At 67.0% G+C, this 14,900-nt stretch carries 13 protein-coding genes; 3 read left to right on the forward strand and 10 right to left on the reverse strand.

All coding sequences use genetic code 11. From position 1 onward, the window contains the following. Nucleotides 1-63 precede the first annotated feature (63 nt). The 3 genes from QJ043_RS03265 to QJ043_RS03275 form a co-directional block, all read right to left on the reverse strand. Entirely contained in the window at nt 64-393 is a 330-nt protein-coding gene (locus QJ043_RS03265; RefSeq protein WP_283713837.1) for a PTS lactose/cellobiose transporter subunit IIA, read from the reverse strand. A 143-nt stretch (nt 394-536) separates the two neighbouring features. Continuing rightward, entirely contained in the window at nt 537-1,850 is a 1,314-nt protein-coding gene (locus tag QJ043_RS03270) for a PTS sugar transporter subunit IIC (RefSeq protein ID WP_283713838.1), read from the reverse strand. A 99-nt stretch (nt 1,851-1,949) separates the two neighbouring features. Further along, complete coding sequence (locus QJ043_RS03275) at nt 1,950-2,270, reverse strand: PTS sugar transporter subunit IIB (RefSeq protein WP_283713839.1); 321 nt, start codon at nt 2,268-2,270, stop codon at nt 1,950-1,952. 365 nt (nt 2,271-2,635) lie between these two features. Here QJ043_RS03275 and QJ043_RS03280 point away from each other — a divergent pair, with 365 nt between their 5' ends. Further along, nucleotides 2,636-4,522: a BglG family transcription antiterminator gene (locus QJ043_RS03280; protein ID WP_283722732.1), complete on the forward strand. Its 1,887-nt coding sequence runs from the start codon at nt 2,636-2,638 to the stop codon at nt 4,520-4,522. 20 nt (nt 4,523-4,542) lie between these two features. Here QJ043_RS03280 and QJ043_RS03285 read toward each other — a convergent pair whose 3' ends face one another. The 6 genes from QJ043_RS03285 to QJ043_RS03310 form a co-directional block, all read right to left on the reverse strand. Then, nucleotides 4,543-5,319 (reverse strand): phosphatase PAP2 family protein, encoded by a 777-nt coding sequence (locus QJ043_RS03285; protein WP_283713841.1) that lies wholly within the window; start codon nt 5,317-5,319, stop codon nt 4,543-4,545. Nucleotides 5,320-5,478: 159 nt separating this feature from the next. Then, nucleotides 5,479-6,096 carry a metallophosphoesterase family protein gene (locus QJ043_RS03290; RefSeq protein WP_283713842.1) on the reverse strand — a complete coding sequence of 206 codons (618 nt, stop codon included), beginning with the start codon at nt 6,094-6,096 and terminating at the stop codon, nt 5,479-5,481. Nucleotides 6,097-6,152: 56 nt separating this feature from the next. Further along, on the reverse strand, nt 6,153-6,872 hold the full coding sequence (locus QJ043_RS03295; RefSeq protein WP_283713843.1) for a LytR/AlgR family response regulator transcription factor: 720 nt from the start codon (nt 6,870-6,872) through the stop codon (nt 6,153-6,155). Nucleotides 6,873-6,964: 92 nt separating this feature from the next. Further along, entirely contained in the window at nt 6,965-8,314 is a 1,350-nt protein-coding gene (locus QJ043_RS03300) for a histidine kinase (RefSeq protein ID WP_283713844.1), read from the reverse strand. 3 nt (nt 8,315-8,317) lie between these two features. Then, on the reverse strand, nt 8,318-9,667 hold the full coding sequence (locus tag QJ043_RS03305) for a glycosyltransferase family 2 protein (protein ID WP_283713845.1): 1,350 nt from the start codon (nt 9,665-9,667) through the stop codon (nt 8,318-8,320). Next, a complete protein-coding gene (locus QJ043_RS03310; protein WP_283713846.1) occupies nt 9,664-10,272 on the reverse strand; it encodes a QueT transporter family protein in 609 nt (202 codons plus the stop codon). The genes QJ043_RS03305 and QJ043_RS03310 overlap by 4 nt, the downstream gene beginning before the upstream one ends. A 219-nt stretch (nt 10,273-10,491) precedes the next feature. Between QJ043_RS03310 and QJ043_RS03315 the strand changes: the two genes are divergently transcribed. Then, the gene (locus tag QJ043_RS03315) at nt 10,492-12,057 is read left to right on the forward strand and encodes a C69 family dipeptidase (protein ID WP_283713847.1); all 1,566 of its coding nucleotides are present in this window, start codon (nt 10,492-10,494) and stop codon (nt 12,055-12,057) included. 97 nt (nt 12,058-12,154) lie between these two features. Here the strand turns inward: QJ043_RS03315 and QJ043_RS03320 are convergent, their stop codons facing one another. Further along, nucleotides 12,155-13,177, reverse strand: a complete 1,023-nt coding sequence (locus tag QJ043_RS03320; protein WP_283713848.1) for a YitT family protein — start codon at nt 13,175-13,177, stop codon at nt 12,155-12,157. 140 nt (nt 13,178-13,317) lie between these two features. Here QJ043_RS03320 and QJ043_RS03325 point away from each other — a divergent pair, with 140 nt between their 5' ends. Continuing rightward, entirely contained in the window at nt 13,318-14,814 is a 1,497-nt protein-coding gene (locus QJ043_RS03325) for a C69 family dipeptidase (protein ID WP_283713849.1), read from the forward strand. Nucleotides 14,815-14,900 lie beyond the last annotated feature (86 nt).

Genomic DNA, 14,900 nt, shown 5'->3' on the forward strand with positions numbered 1-14,900 from the left:
CAGGATGACTGTTTGAGTGGAGGGTCGTCGCTTGCTGTCACGCATTTCGCGACAGTAGGAACGCTAGGCTCTGAGGGTCTCGATTTGCGCGCTCATGGCCTCGAACACGTTGAGCAGGTTCTTCGCGATGCGGTGCTCGCTAGTGATGGTCATGAGGGTGTCTTGCGCGTGGGTGAAGAGCAGCGAGTACTCGGTGTTCTCGCCGGCGGCCTGCGCCTGGATGGTCTCGGTTTGCGCGTTGTGGGCCTGCAGCAGATCCTTGTCGGCCTCTTCGAGCAGGGCGCGGGCGGCGTCAAAGTCTAACTGCCCCATGGCGTCGAAGGCCTTGTCGATCTTGTCGCGGCCGTTGCAGGCGTTGATGATCACGCCCATGGCGACTTCGTTGATGTCCATTGATTTCTCCGTTGGTGGTTATGAGGGAGGGGCTCCGGTCGGAAAGGAGGCAAAGGCGGGGTGCCCGAGGGTAGGGACATACTTGAGACGATCTCATCTCTTTGATCTGTCACATCAGCCAAAACCCGACGGGCGGTGACTCATTAGCCCATCGCGGGAGTAGCGCCGGAGGTGTCGGCGGACCGGCTCATCTGAGCCTCCATCTCGGCCTCAACCTCACACTGGTGCTTGTCGTAGGCGCGCCAGAAGGGGAACCAGATCAGAGTCGCCAACACGATGTTGACGAGCACGATCATCACGTTGCCCAGGTTGCCGCCGGAGAGAACGAAGGCGGAGACCGCGTTGGGCAGGTTGTTCATCGCAAACATCACGTAGTGGGTGCTGGCCAAGCCAAAGTGAATCATCAACCAAGCGACCGTGGGGCACACGACGGCCTGGAGCATCATCGGCATGAACATGTAGGGGTTGGCCACGACGGTGGAGAAGAACAGCGGTTCGTTGATGTTGAAGAGCGAGGGCACGATGGTGGCCTGGCCCATGGCCTTGTTCTTCTTGGACTTGGAGAAGAGCATCATGATCGCGAGCGGGAGCGTGGAGCCCTCACCACCAATCATCGTGTAGCGGCTGAAGCCGTAGGCGTTGATGTTGGTCGCGACGCCCCCTGCCGCGACGGCGGCGGCGTTCTCGGCGATGGCGGAGCTGGTAATCGTGGACGTGACCGGCGTGAAGACCCAGCCGGAAACGCCGAAGAAGTAGAAGAAGTCCATCACGACGGTCATGAAGATGACACCGGGCAGCGTCTGAGCGAAGCCGGTGAGCGGGCTCATCACGTAGGTGACCAGCGAGAAGATGTCGATGGACGCGACGTAGGCCACGAGCCAGCCGATGAGCAGACAGCTCAGGATGCCGATGATGTTGTCGAACCAGTTCTTGACGAAGTCTGGGATCAGGGAGTCTTCGGAGAAGAACGAGCGCTTGGCGGTCTGGTGGAAGATTGCGGCGCACATGAGGCCGAGGAAGATGGCGGTGAACATGCCGCCGGCGCCGAAGCGGGCCATCGTGAAGGCGGTCTCGCCGGTGTCCAGGGTCGGGGCGCACATGCAGAGCAGGTAGGTGCCGACGCCGGTGAAGCCGGCGAGGACGCCGTGCTCCTTCTTCTCGTCCTTGACCATGCAGTTATAGGGGATGAGGAAGGCGATGAAGAGGCCGATAAGACCGAACGAGTAAGTGCTGATGGGGCTCAGGTCGGGCACGCCCTCGACGAAGTTGCCGATGACGGCCACGAGGCTCGGAATCGCGGCCACCATCGTGAAGGGCACGATGACGAGGACCGCGTCGGCCACGAGGGAGAACCAGAAGTTGCTGGTGATCTTGTTGAGGGGCGGCACGACGCTCTGCTCCACCCACTGCTGGACCTTTTCCATGAAGCCCAGTTTTTGGGCCGTGGCTTCTGCCATGAGAGTCTCTTTTCTACGCAGATGTGGAAAGGGGGACAGCCCCTCTCCGAATGCGACTGAAGATTTATGTGGAAAGGGGACAGACCCTTCTCCACGTTGTTACGCGTTGTACAGCGCCAGGGCGTCGTTGATGATCCCTTCGCTGTTGAAGCTGGCGTAGTAGGTGGGGTTGATGGACATGACCTTGACGCCGTGGGGCTCAAGCTTCTCGGCGTACGTGGGGACCTCGCCGGCGAAGTGGGGGCCCAAGAGAAGGACGTCAATCTTGTCGGCGTAGTCCATGACCTGGGACCTGCTGACCGCGTGGATGTCGGCGGAGATGCCCTTGGCCTTGGCGCACTTGCGCATGTTGGCGGCCATGAAGCCGGTGGAGGCGCCGATGCCGCAGGCGAGCAGGATGCGGATGGTGTTGTCAGCCATGGTTCCTCCTTAGGGAACGGGCGAAGCAGGTGGGGGCGTGTCAGTCGGGGTGGATAGATGCGGGTGGTGCTTGAGGGGTGGCGTCATGCGGTTTTCAAGGTGCGGAGCTGGGAATTCCCGAGGCTTGGACTCCGCTTGGAGTCCCTTCCTTTGCTCGCTTACGAGTCTCTGAAATCCGGCAACTCCGACCAAACTCACTTCTTGCCGCGACCCGGCAAACACGGCAGTTTTGCCGCCTTCCGGCAAAAGCGCAGTGGCGGCAACTATCGACTGTCGCTAATCTGAAAGCCATGTTAACGGGGGACAATGCGAGCTATCACCGGGAGGCGCCTGTGAAGACGGACCGCGCGGCCAAGTTGAGGAGCGTGCTCGAAGCCTCACAGGACTGGTGCAGCACCGCGACGCTGGCTCAGGCCGTCGGAGTCTCCGAGCGCACCGTACGCAACTACGTCGCGCGGCTCATGGGCGAGGGCGTGGCGATCGAGTCATCGCGGGCCGGCTACCGCATCCGGCGAGAAGCGCCCGCTCCCCTACTCGCGGTGCCCGAGCCCGTCATCGAGACCGACCAGACGCGCGCGGAGGCCGTGCTCATTCGCCTGCTGGACTCCACGGAATCGGTGTCGCTGTACGAGCTGTCCGATTCGCTGGCGCTCTCCGAGAGCACCGTGTCCAACACTGTGCTGCCGCGGTGGCGCGCGATGCTCGCGTCCTTTGAGATGCGCCTCGTGAGCCACGACTTCACGCTAGCCATCGAGGGCACCGAGCAGGACAAGCGGCGCCTCATGGGCAGCCTCGCGAGCCGCTCGGACGGCGCGTTCTTCACGTCGGAACCGGCGATCGCGCTCATGTTCCCCGGCATCAACGTGGCCGAGCTTCGCGCCGAGCTGGCCCGCACCTGCGAGAAGTGCGGCCTCGCCGCGAGCGACTATGCCATCAACAACCTGCTCGTGCACCTGCTCGTAATCATGGAGCGCCTCGCTTCCGGGCACCGGCTGGACGACATCGAGGACCCGGTGAACGCGAGCGCCCTGCTGGCCTCCCTGCACCGTCGCGAGGAGGTGCTGCGCGGGGCTGGCGCCATCGTGCGCCTGCTCCAGGAGCGCTTTGGCGTGGAGGTGCCGGAGCGCGACTTCCGCCAGGTGACGCTCTTGCTCGCGCTTTCCATCGACCCCGGCGGCGGCGAGCAGGACCTCGCCGGCCTCATGGACCCGAGCTTCCGCGAGGCGGTGACGCAAATCCTCGGGCTCACCGCCGAGCGCTTCGGGCTCGAGCCCTTCGACGACGACTTCTGCTTGCGCATCACGTTGCACATGTTCAATGCCTACCAGCGGGCGGTGCTCAAGATCAGCTGCCCCAACCCCATCGCCGGCAACCTCAAGCGCGACCACATGCCGGTCTACGACATGGCAGTGTTCTTCTGCCACCGGTTCTCGCAGCTGTTCCACGTGCAGTTCTCGGAGGACGAGCTGGGGTTCATCGCGTTCCACATCGGCGCGTACCTGGAGCAGTCCAAGGCCGAGCACCCGCCCGCGAGCTGCGTGGTGGTGACCGAGCGGTACCACGACTTCTCGGACACGCTCTTGGCCGGGATCGAGAGCAACTTCCACAACCGCGTGATGGTGAAGCAGGTGCTGAGCCGGGCGGAGTGGGAGCTGGAGCAGCCGGAGGCAGAGCTGGTGGTGGACACGAGCGCGAGCCTGCCGCCGGCTCCGGGGCGCGTGGCCGTGAGCCCGATCCTCACGCGCCACGACGTGCACCGCATCCGCCGGGAGCTGGACGCCATCGAGGAGCGGCGCGAGGGCGAGAAGGCCCGGGCGTTCCTGCGGCACATGCTGTCGCCCAACCTGTACCTGCGCGAGAGCCCGGGAAGCCCGGAGGAGTGCATCCGGCGGCTCGTTGAGCTGGCGCAGGGAATCGGCGTTGTAGACGAGGGGTTCTTGGAGGACGTGCTCTTGCGGGAGCGGTTGAGCAGCACGGCATTCACGGACCAGTTGGCGATCCCGCACACGTTGGACCATTTTGCGAAACGGTCCTTTGTGGCGGTGCTGCACGCTCAGAAGCCCGTGCCGTGGGAACGGCACGAGGTGAGCTTTGTGCTGCTCGTGGGGCTCGCACGAGAGGAGCGGGGGAACTTCTCCGACGCCATGGAGGTGTTGGTGGACGCCTTCAGCGACATGGACACGACGCTGGCGCTGCTGCGCACGCGCGACTTCGACGAGTTCGCGTCGACCCTCTGCGGCGTGTGCATTTAGGGACAGTCCCTAAATGCACATCATTTCTTTGTGTGCTTGGCGGGGTTGACCGGCTTCCACATGAAGACGGGCGCCACCACGCGCACGTAGAAGATGAGCCACACGATGGAGACGCAGAACCCCGCGATCACGTCGCTCGTGTAGTGAACCCCGAGGTAGATGCGGGAGATGCCCACCGCAGGGATCACGAGGCACAGGAAGGCGCACCAGAGCCAGCGCATCCGGCGGTCCGGCTCGTAGCGCCAGATCATCCAGATGAGCAGGCCGAAGAACGCCATCGACACCATCGAATGCCCGGACGGGAAGCTGTAGCCCGTCTCGGCTATGAGGCGAAAGCCGTCTGGGCGCTGGCGCTGCACGATGTCCTTGAGCAGGACGTTGAGCGCCACCACGCAGACAAGGTTCACCGCGGCGCAGAGGCCGGGCCGGCGGCCGGGCGCGAAGGCCGCCACCAGCACGAGCATCACGAGCAGCACCGCAGGGCTTGCGAGCATCGTGAGCTGCTCCATGAAGGGTGTGAGCCACTCCTGGCGGTTCTCGACGATGTAGCGGTAGCCGAGCGCGTCCCAATGGCGGAACTCCTGGGTCAGGAGGCCCTCCAGTACGGAGATGAGCACGAGGCCGAGCGCGCAGAGGGCGATGATGCTGAGGTTGTCCCGGCAGAGGTGCAGGAAACGCCGCCAGTAGTGGGGCTTCTCGATGTCCTGGGCGAGCCACTGGGAGGTGCCGCTCGGGTTGGGGCGCGGGCGCCTCGGGTCCTCCAGGGACTGCTTCTTGCTGTGCCGGGGTTCGGCCACGGGTTCCCTCTCTCCGGTCGGAGCCTGCACGACGTGTCACAGTATGCCCCGGCCGCCGGCGCTGCGCGGCGTCAGGTCGCGTTCCTTACAGAACCGTGGCCTGCCTGGTCATCACGTATTGAATGAGACACTGTCGTCTCTTTAGATCGTCCCACCGGGTCAGAAGCTCATGAACCAGGGGCTCGCCTGCTGCGCCTCCGAGAGCGGCAGCTGCACGATCTGCGGGTTCTCCACCACACCGTCGCGGATCCACAGGCGCCCGATCGTGGGGCCGAGCGACGTGCGCGGGGCCGATGGGCTGCCGGGGTTGATGAGCAGCGCGCCCACGGGCTCGTCGAGCGGGGTCTCGTCGTACGGCTGCGACGGCGTGGCGCCGAAGTCCGACACGCCGAGGCGCGCGGCGATGCTGCGCCCCGCGCGACGGCCGCGCTTGCCGCCCACGTCGGCGCGCTCGATGGACGGCCGGTGCGTGTGCCCGTAGACGCAGACGTCGGCGCCCGCCGGCTTGAGGCGCTCCTTGTGGTGGCACACCTGGAAGCGCACGCCGTCGATGTTGAACGTGACGAGGCGCTCCACGCCCGGCCCGTACTGGCCAGCGTAGTCGTTGTTGCCGAGACACGCATGGAGGGGCGCGATGGTGCGGAGCATCTGGTAGTCGGCCGTCGAGCAGATGTCGCCGGCATGGACGATGTGGTCCGCGCCGCGGAGCTCGCGCTTGAGCTCGTCGGTGAGCAGGCCGTGGGTGTCGGAAACTATGTCGATGCGAAGCTCGCGCATGGGGCGCCTCCCGGATGTGGTGAAAACGCAGCTCATCATACCCGGAGGCCGCCGTCCTAGATGCCGAGGGCCCGCTTGAGCTGGACCACGCGACGGCGCGACACCGAGACCTTCTTGTCCGGGATGCCGTCGAGCCCGAGCTGCAGGATACCGCTCGAGACCACCTCGACGTCCTCCACGTGCTCCAGGTTCACGATGTAGCCGCGGTGCACGCGGAAGAACCCGTGCGGCACGAGCTGCTGCTCCAGCTGCGCGAGGCTGATCGTGGAGAGGTACCGGTCCTGGTCCGTGTAGATGCAGGAGTAGTCGTCCTTGGCCTCGATGTAGCGAATCTGGTCGATGGGCACGAGGACCTTGCGGCCGCCCTTCTCCACCGGGATGCGCTCCGCCGGCGGCTTGGCCGGCTGGCTCGGCTGGCAGCGGGCCTCCACCTTGTCGAGCGCGACGGCCAGGCGCTCGGTCTCCACCGGCTTCATCAGGTAGTCCACGGCGTCCACGTCGAAGGCGTTCACGGCGTACTCGCTGTACGCGGTCACGAACACCACGGCCGGCGGGTTCTTGAGCTTGTGGAGGGCCTCGGCCAGCTGCATGCCGGAGGTCTTCGGCATCGAGATGTCGAGGAACAGCACGTCCGGGCGGTTCTCGATGATCTTCTCGACGGCCTCGCGCGCGCCGGACGCCTCCTCGATGGAGTCCACACGCCCGGTCTCCTCCAACAGGAACCGGAGCTCGGAGCGGGCCGGGGCCTCGTCGTCCACGATCATCGCACTGAGCATTGCGTCACCTCTCGCCTCTCGCATCCGCTTGCATAGAGTCAGTGCCTTCAATCATACCGTTGCTTCAGGAACGGTCGGGGCCAGATCGGGGCTCAGAGCCCCTCGTCGACCAGCCCCTTCGTCGCGCCGTTCAGGTGCAGCGTGATCACCGTGCCCTCCCCTTCGCGGCTCATGACCTCGAGGCCCGAGCCCGGCGCGAACTGCCGCTCCAGGCGCTGGGCCACGTTCCGCAGCGCGACGCCGGTGCCCTTCTCCTCGTGGGACACACCCGACGCCTTGCTCGTGAGCCGCTCGACCTCCTCCGGCGTCATGCCCACGCCGTCGTCCGCCACGGCGATGAGGATGTCGTCGCCCTCGCGGGTCACGTGGATGTCGATGTGCAGCACGCCCTCCTCGCGCATCGCGTGCCGCACGGCGTTCTCGACGATGGGCTGGATCAGGAACGCCGGCACGAGCACGTCCTCGCAGCCCTCCTCGACGCGCTCCTGCTCGGCGATGCGGTCCTCGCCGAAGCGCGCGTACTCGAAGGTGAGGTACCGGCGCGTCTGCTCCATCTCGCGCTCGAGCGGGATCAGGGACTCCGAGGAGTTCTCGAGGGTCTGGCGGTAGAACGTCGCGAACTCGCGCAGCAACGTGCGGGCGCGCATCGGGTCCGTGCGGATGAGCGCCGCGATGGTGTTGAGCGTGTTGAAGAGGAAGTGCGGGTTGATCTGGGCCTGGAGGGCCTTGACCTCCGCCTGGGCGGTGAGCTGCGCCTGGTGCTCCAGCTCGTAGAGGGAGAGCTGGGTGGAGAGGAGCTCGCCGAAGCCACGGGCGAGGGCCGTCTGGGTGCGGTCGGCCTCCCTGAAGTTGTGGTAGTAGAACTTGAGGGTCCCGATGGTCTCCTCTTTGACGATGAGCGGCACGACGATGCCCGCCGGCATGAAGCCCATCATGCGCAGGCGGTCCGCCGGGCCCATCGCGCCCATGGCGTCCGCGTCCACCGGGTCCATGAGCGAGAAGGTCTGCATGCGGCCGGACTCGAGCACCTCTTTGGTGGCCTGGGTGCGCACCGGCATGCCGGCGGGGAACTCCTCGGCGTACTCGCCCACGTAGGCGATGACCTTCTCATGGTCGGTGATCGCGATGGACATCGCGTTGGTCTCGGGAAGCAACAGCTGGCACACGGCGCGGCAGCCCTCCGGCTCCAGGCCGTGCCGCAGGTAGTCGAGAGTGGAGCTGGCGGTGCGGAGCGTGCGCTCGGTGGCCTGGCTGCGCAGGGAGTCCGGCGCGCCCTGGGCCCCGGCGAGGATCACCACGGCGATGCCCACGCCGGCGATGACGACCACCACCGGCTCGCGCTCGCTGATGCCCCAGGCGAGCAGGGCGCCCATCGTGAGCACGCAGAGCCAGAAGATCACGAGCACGAACCGCTCGGACCGGCTGCGACGCTTGCGGGGCACGGCTCACCCCTCCTCGGGCGGCACGACGTCGTCCGGGTCCACGAGCAGGCCGTCGGCCGCGGTGTCGTCGGCGTCGGCGTCGAGAGCGTCCTCGGCCTGCACCGGGATCGTCTCGCTGTCGCCGATGGGGCCGGTCGGGTCGGGCGTCGGCGGAAGGCCGCACGGCGACCCCAGGGACAGAAGGAGCGCCGCGATGCTCGGCTCCTTCCAGAGGCCGCTGACGATGGAGGGCCACCAGCTCTGAAACTGCAGGTAGGAGCGCTCGTGGCGCTGGGCGTTGGCGACGGCGTCCGCAAGGCCGTCCTTCCAGACCGAGAGGTACTCGCGCCGGTCCTCGACGGCGACCCTCGCGGTGAGCGCGCGGCGCAGGGCCGTGGAGCGCACCCGGGAGCCGAGGTCCTCCTGCAGGTACGAGCCCGGGTACGGCATCAGCGACGAGGCCGTGACCTGCACGAGGTCCGGACGGGTGGCGGCGGCGGAGAGCTTCGCCTGCTCGTAGACCCAGCGGTAGACGTTCTGGCGGAAGCGACTGGCCGGCTTGGGGGTCTCGGGCGGCAGGTGCTGCACCTGCCATTGGTTGTCGAACCACACCTCGAGGCCGTACATGCGGAGGTTGAACAGGTAGTCCAGGTCCTCGCCGCGGGTGATGTAGGGGTCGAACGCCACGCGCGCGAAGGCCTCCGCGTGCACGGCGAAACAGCCGCCGCAGAGGTGGTTGGAGCGCGAGATGCGCACGGCGCTCTGGGCGCGGCGCATCCACTGGTTGAACCCGAGGTTCTTGTCCCAGCGCCTGTCGGACCACGGGAGCTGCTCGTTGGCGAGGACGGAGCCGTCGGCGTCGATGAAACAGCCGCTCTTGGCGTAGATGGGCGTGCCCTGGCGGGTGAGCTGGCCGAGCGCGTAGACGCCGTCCACGAGGAAGGTGGGGCCGAGCGCGACCTCGTCGTCGTCCATGAAGACCACGACGTCGTGGCCCAGCACGGCCGCGACGGCCAGGCCGAGGTTGCGAATGGCACCGTAGCCGCGGAGCGAGACCACCTCGCCGCTCAAGCGCGGGGCCATCACGGCGACGGCGTCCTTGATCACGCGGGCCTCGGGCTCGCCCACCACGAGCGGCGACAGGTTGGGGTGCTCGGCGCAGATGGCGTCCACGCGGGCGCGCGCCTCGGCCTGGGCCGCCGGAGGGGCGGTGACGAGCACGACGGTGCGCATCACGCCGCGCACCTGCTCGAGGGAATCGAGGCAGCGCGCCAGCTCCGGATCGGGCGCGTCCACGGGCGTCGCGTGGTCATAGGAGCCCGGCTGGCCTGCCTGTTGGGTCCAATAGGTGGGGATGACGATCACAGGATTCATGGACGGCTCTCCGACACGGGTGCAGGGTTCTCGGCAAGGGTCTCGACCGGCGCCACGAGCCCCGGCAGCGGCGAGCGCGCGAGGGCCCGGGCGAACGGGGCTCCCAGGACAGCGAGCACGACCGCCTCGCCGACGGCGGTGGCAACGAGACCGAACGCGTACATGAGCGGCCAGGCGCCGTCGAGCGCCACGGACGTGAACGGGACCGTGTAGAAGCCGAGGCCCTGGAGCATGAGCGGCAGGTAGGCCGGGACGATGAGCGCGTTGGCGATCACGGGGCCGAGCAGGGCGACGGCGCGCCTGCTGCGGAAGCGCCAGGTCCAGGCGGCGCCGAGGGCGGTCGCGAGCGTCCCGAAGACCACGTCGAGAAGGCCGAGGGTGCCCGTGCCGCCGAGCACGATGTTCACGGCGTTGGCGATGGCGCACCCGAGGGCGAGGCCGGGGACGGCGTCCGGCGTGAAGAGGGCGAGCACGCAGAGGGCCTCGGACGCGCGGAACTGCACGGGCCCCCAGGCGAGACTGCCCAGGAAGAGCAGGCAGAACACGGAGGCCGACGCGTAGAGGGCGGCGCAGGTGGCGACACGGGCTATACGCTCCGCGCTCACGGCACCCTCCCCTCTCCGTCGGCACTGGTAGGCCACATAGTAGCGCCTCTTTCAGCAACCGGGAGCAGATCCCATCAAATCCTGAATGGGAGATTCGCGGCACCCCCGGGCCCCTCGCTCGCCGCGTATGCAGGTTGTGAGACAGAACCGACTCTCAGGCCGTGTCCCTCACATGGGGTATCAACGCAGCATTGTCCGTCAATCTCTCGAGGAGACACCATGGCCTGCACATCCCTTATGGTCGGCAAGGCCGCCACCACCGACGGCTCCACACTGCTCGCGCGCAACGAGGACACCGGGTCCGGCACCTTCGACCCCAAGACCTGGAAGGTGGTCGAGCCCGAGGACCAGCCGCGCACCTACACCGGCGTGGCCAGCCACCGCACCTACCAGCTGCCGGACGACCCCGTGCGCTACACGATCGTCCCGAACGCCGACCCCTCCCAGGGCGTCTGGGGCGAGGCCGGCATCAACGCCCACAACGTCGCGATGAGCTCCACCGAGACCACCGCCGTGAACGAGCGCACGCTCGGCGCCGACCCGCTCGTCTGCTACCAGCCGGCCGTCGGAGAGCCGGGCCAGCCGGGCTACAAGCCGGAGGTTCTCGGCGGCGTGGGCGAGGAGAACATGCCCACCCTCGTGCTCCCCTACATCAAGACCGCCCGCGAGGGGTGCGAGCGCCTCGGCGCGCTGATCGAGGAGTACGGCACCTACGAGGTCAACGCCATCGGCTTCTCGGACGTCGACGACATCTGGTGGTTCGAGTCCATCGGCGGCCACCACTGGATGGCCCGCCGCGTGCCGGACGACTGCTACGTCGCGAACCCCAACCGCCTCGGCAACGACTACTTCGACCTGGCCGACGCCTATGGCGAGCAGAACGAGTTCATGTGCGACCAGGGCCTCGTGGACTGGATGAAGGAGTACCACCTCGACACGACGATGGAGCTGCCGGCCGATGAGAACGAGCAGTTCCGCGGCCTGCCGCGCACCTTCAACCCGCGCAAGGTCTTTGGCACCAACGACTACCTGGACTACATCTACAACACGCCGCGCGCCTGGTACATGCAGCGCACGCTGTCGCCGGAAGGCCCCTGCGGCGGCCCGGACCCCCAGGTGGGCCCGGGCGACATCGACCTGCCCTGGGCGGTCAAGCCGGCGCACAAGCTGGGCGTGACGGACGTCAAGTACTGCCTGCAGGGACACTACGAGGAGACGCCGTACGACCCGTACGGCTTCGGCCAGGACGATGCCCAGCAGGGCAAGTTCCGTCCCATCGGCATCAACCGCAACTCCGAGACCTCGATCCTCCAGATCCGCCCCTCCGTGCCGGAGGCCTACCGCGCCGTGCAGTGGTTGTCGATGAGCGACATGAACTACAGCACCTGCATCCCGCTCTACGTCAACGCATCGGTGGTGCCGGACTACGTGGACGTGAAGCCGGAGCCCGACAGCCACAAGTTCTACTGGGCGATCCGCCTCATCGCCGGCCTTGCCGACCCTGAGTACCTCACCAACTTCGAGAGCATCGAGGGCTACCAGTCCAGCACCCTCGCCGCCGGGCTCGCACACGTGGCCGCGACGGACAAGAAGCTCGCCGATCTGGCCGAGCAAAAGGGCCTCACAACGAGCGACTGGAGCTCCCCGGCCATCACGCAGGCGCTCGACGCGGCGAACCAGGAGATCTGCGAGAGCGTCAAGGCGCAGACCACCGCGCTGCTCGGTCAGGTGCTGTACGTGCGCACCTGCCACCAGAAGGACGCCTTCGCGCTCTCCGACCGATGAGCCGGCAACCGTCGGGCGATCGCCCGTTGTTTGTTTGACGCACAGGGCCCGGCCGGGGTTGCTCGGTCGGGCCCTGCCTTGCGGGTCGGTTGGTGGGTCAGTTGGCGCCGCGGAAGCCGCGGCCCACGATGTCGCTCGTGGTCACGATGGTCATGAACGCCGAGGGTTGCGTCTGCCGAACCCAGTTGCGCAGCCGGACCGCCTCGGTGCGAGAGAGCACGCACATGACCTGCGTGTACGGTTTGCCGGAGAACCCGCCCTCCACCCGGGTGAGGGTCGCCGTGCGGCGCATCTCCTCGACGAGGTACCGCTCGACCGCCCCCGGGTCGCTGCAGATGAGCGTGCACACCTTGGACTGGTTCACGGACTCGATGGCGCCGTCCACCACCATGGTCTTGGCGAGCAAACCGAGGATGCAGAGCAGGCCCGTCTCGGCGCCGTAGAGGAACACGCTCCACACGACGATGAGGCCGTCCACCACAAAGAGCGCCTTGCCGATCTGCAGGGTGGTGTACTTCTTCAAGATCATCGCGAGGATGTCCGTGCCGCCGGTGGACGCGCCCACGTTGAAGACCAGCGCCGAGCCGAGCGCCGGCAGAAGGACCGCGAAGCACAGCTCGAGCAGCTTGTTGGAGGTGAGGGGGTCCACCACCGGCCAGACCCACTCGAAGAGGCTCACGTAAAAGGACAGCGCGAAGCTGGCGAAGATGGTCCACCCCATGGTCTTGCGGCCGAGGAAGACGAGGCCGAGCGCCACGAGGACGCCGTTGAGGATCCACATGAACGCGCCGACGTCGAGCGTCGGGAACAGCGTGGCCAGGATGATCGAGAGGCCTGAGGTGCCGCCGAGCGCGAAATGGTTGGGCGCCTTGAACAGGTCCACGCCGAGGGCCGTGAGGATGAGGCCGGCGTTCACACAGAGGAAGACGAACGCGAAGGAGTCCCGCTCCCGCTCGCGAGCGACGCGCTTGGCCGCGTAGATGTGCGGCTCGTCCATCTGCTCCTCCATCGGCGTACCGGCGAGACGTCGTTGGGCGTCCCGTTGCGCCGGGATGGGGTGGGTGCTCTCGAGGTCGTCGCACCTCTCGGGTCGCTGCTCGTCGTCGCTGTGCTCGGACACGGTCCCTCCCGATGGTCATCAACTCTCATATGAGTCATTACCCGACGGTCGTGACCCGTCGGGCCCGTGCGGCGCCAGAGGAACGCCCACGCCGGGTACCTACCGTCTTTGACCCGTCACCAACCAGACAAGGAGGGTCTATGGCCTGCACGACCCTGCTCGTGGCCAAGGGCGCGAGCGCGAACGGCTCCACCATCGTCGCCCGCAACGAGGACTGCGAGAACGGCACCTTCAACCCCAAGAAGCTCGTCGTGGTCGAACCCGAGGACCAGCCCCGGCTCTACACCGGCGTCACGAGCCACCTGACCATGCACCTGCCCGACGACCCGATGCGCTACCTGTGCGTCCCCAACGTGGACCCGTCCGCCGGCGTGTGGGGCGAGGCCGGCGCCAACGCGGCCAACGTGGGCATGACCGCCACCGAGACCATCACCACCAACGCGCAGGTGCTCGGCGCCGACCCGCTTGTGGCGTACGACGCGGCCACCGGCACGCCCGGCGGCATCGGCGAGGAGGACCTCGTCACTATCGTCCTGCCGTACGTCCACTCCGCGCGCGAGGGCGTCGAGCGCCTCGGGGCGCTGCTCCAGCAGTACGGCACCTACGAGGAGAACGGCATCGCGTTCAACGACGCGGACGAGGTCTGGTACCTCGAGACCATCGGCGGCCACCACTGGATTGCGCGCCGCGTGCCGGACGGCTGCTACGCCATCGTGCCGAACCAGCTGGGCATCGACTACTTCGACCTCACGGACGCCTTTGGCGACCAGGATGCGTTCATGTGCTCGGCGGACCTCGTGGACTGGATGAAGGACAACGGCCTCGTGCCGGACGGCCCCATGGAGGGCGAGGTGCTCTACGAGGGCATCCCGGCGGTGTTCAACCCGCGGCTGTGCTTTGGCTCGGACACCTGGCGCGACCACGTGTACAACACGCCGCGCGCCTGGTACGCGATGAGTATCTTGAACCCGATGGACAGCTATCTGGGCCCGGACGCCGACTGGCGCCCCGAGGACGCCGACCTGCCCTGGTGCCGCGAGCCCGAGAAGCGCATCACGCTCGTGGACGTCAAGCGGGTGCTCGACAGCCACTACCAGAACACCGAGTACGACCCCTATGGCGCGCTCGGCGACGAGGCGACCCGCGCGCACTTCCGCGTGATCGGCATCAACCGCACCTGCGAGACGAGCGCCGTGGAGATCCGCGGCGACGCTCCGGAGGCCCTGCGCGCCGTGGACTGGGTGGCCATGGGGTCGGGGCCCTTCAACACGTTCATCCCGGTGTACGCCAACGTGGACGTCGCGCCTAAGTACCTCGCGACTGCGCCCAATGTGAACTGCGAGCAGAACTACTGGCAGGTGCGCCTCATCGCCGCGATGGCGGACCCGGAGTTCTATAGCAACGTGTCCGGCCTCATGGAGTACCAGCAGGCGACGCTGGGCGCTGGCATCGCGCACGTGAGGAAGACGGACGCGGGCTTTGACGCCGTGGACGACAAGGACGCCGAGGCCTACCTGGCGAAGGCCAACGACGAGATCTGCGCCACGGTGAACGACGCGACGCAGAAGCTGCTGGCGAGCGTGCTGTTCACGCGGTCGCTGCATATGAAGAACGCGTTTAACATGCAGGACCACTAGCACGGGCGCCGGCGAGCCAGGGGATTCCGCTTGTCCTCGGGTTCCGGCCGGATGGCCGGAACCCTGCGGAGGACGCTCCACCCCCT

It is taken from the genome of Kribbibacterium absianum (assembly GCF_030067705.1).
Taxonomy (GTDB): domain Bacteria; phylum Actinomycetota; class Coriobacteriia; order Coriobacteriales; family Atopobiaceae; genus Kribbibacterium; species Kribbibacterium absianum.

Excerpts from the sequence above, each read along its gene's own strand:
- QJ043_RS03295 (WP_283713843.1), bottom strand. The coding sequence starts at position 6,872 with ATGCTCAGTGCGATGATCGTGGACGACGAGGCCCCGGCCCGCTCCGAG.
- QJ043_RS03290 (WP_283713842.1), bottom strand. The coding sequence starts at position 6,096 with ATGCGCGAGCTTCGCATCGACATAGTTTCCGACACCCACGGCCTGCTC.
- QJ043_RS03265 (WP_283713837.1), bottom strand. The coding sequence starts at position 393 with ATGGACATCAACGAAGTCGCCATGGGCGTGATCATCAACGCCTGCAAC.
- QJ043_RS03275 (WP_283713839.1), bottom strand. The coding sequence starts at position 2,270 with ATGGCTGACAACACCATCCGCATCCTGCTCGCCTGCGGCATCGGCGCC.
- QJ043_RS03315 (WP_283713847.1), top strand. The coding sequence starts at position 10,492 with ATGGCCTGCACATCCCTTATGGTCGGCAAGGCCGCCACCACCGACGGC.
- QJ043_RS03325 (WP_283713849.1), top strand. The coding sequence starts at position 13,318 with ATGGCCTGCACGACCCTGCTCGTGGCCAAGGGCGCGAGCGCGAACGGC.
- QJ043_RS03305 (WP_283713845.1), bottom strand. The coding sequence starts at position 9,667 with ATGAATCCTGTGATCGTCATCCCCACCTATTGGACCCAACAGGCAGGC.
- QJ043_RS03270 (WP_283713838.1), bottom strand. The coding sequence starts at position 1,850 with ATGGCAGAAGCCACGGCCCAAAAACTGGGCTTCATGGAAAAGGTCCAG.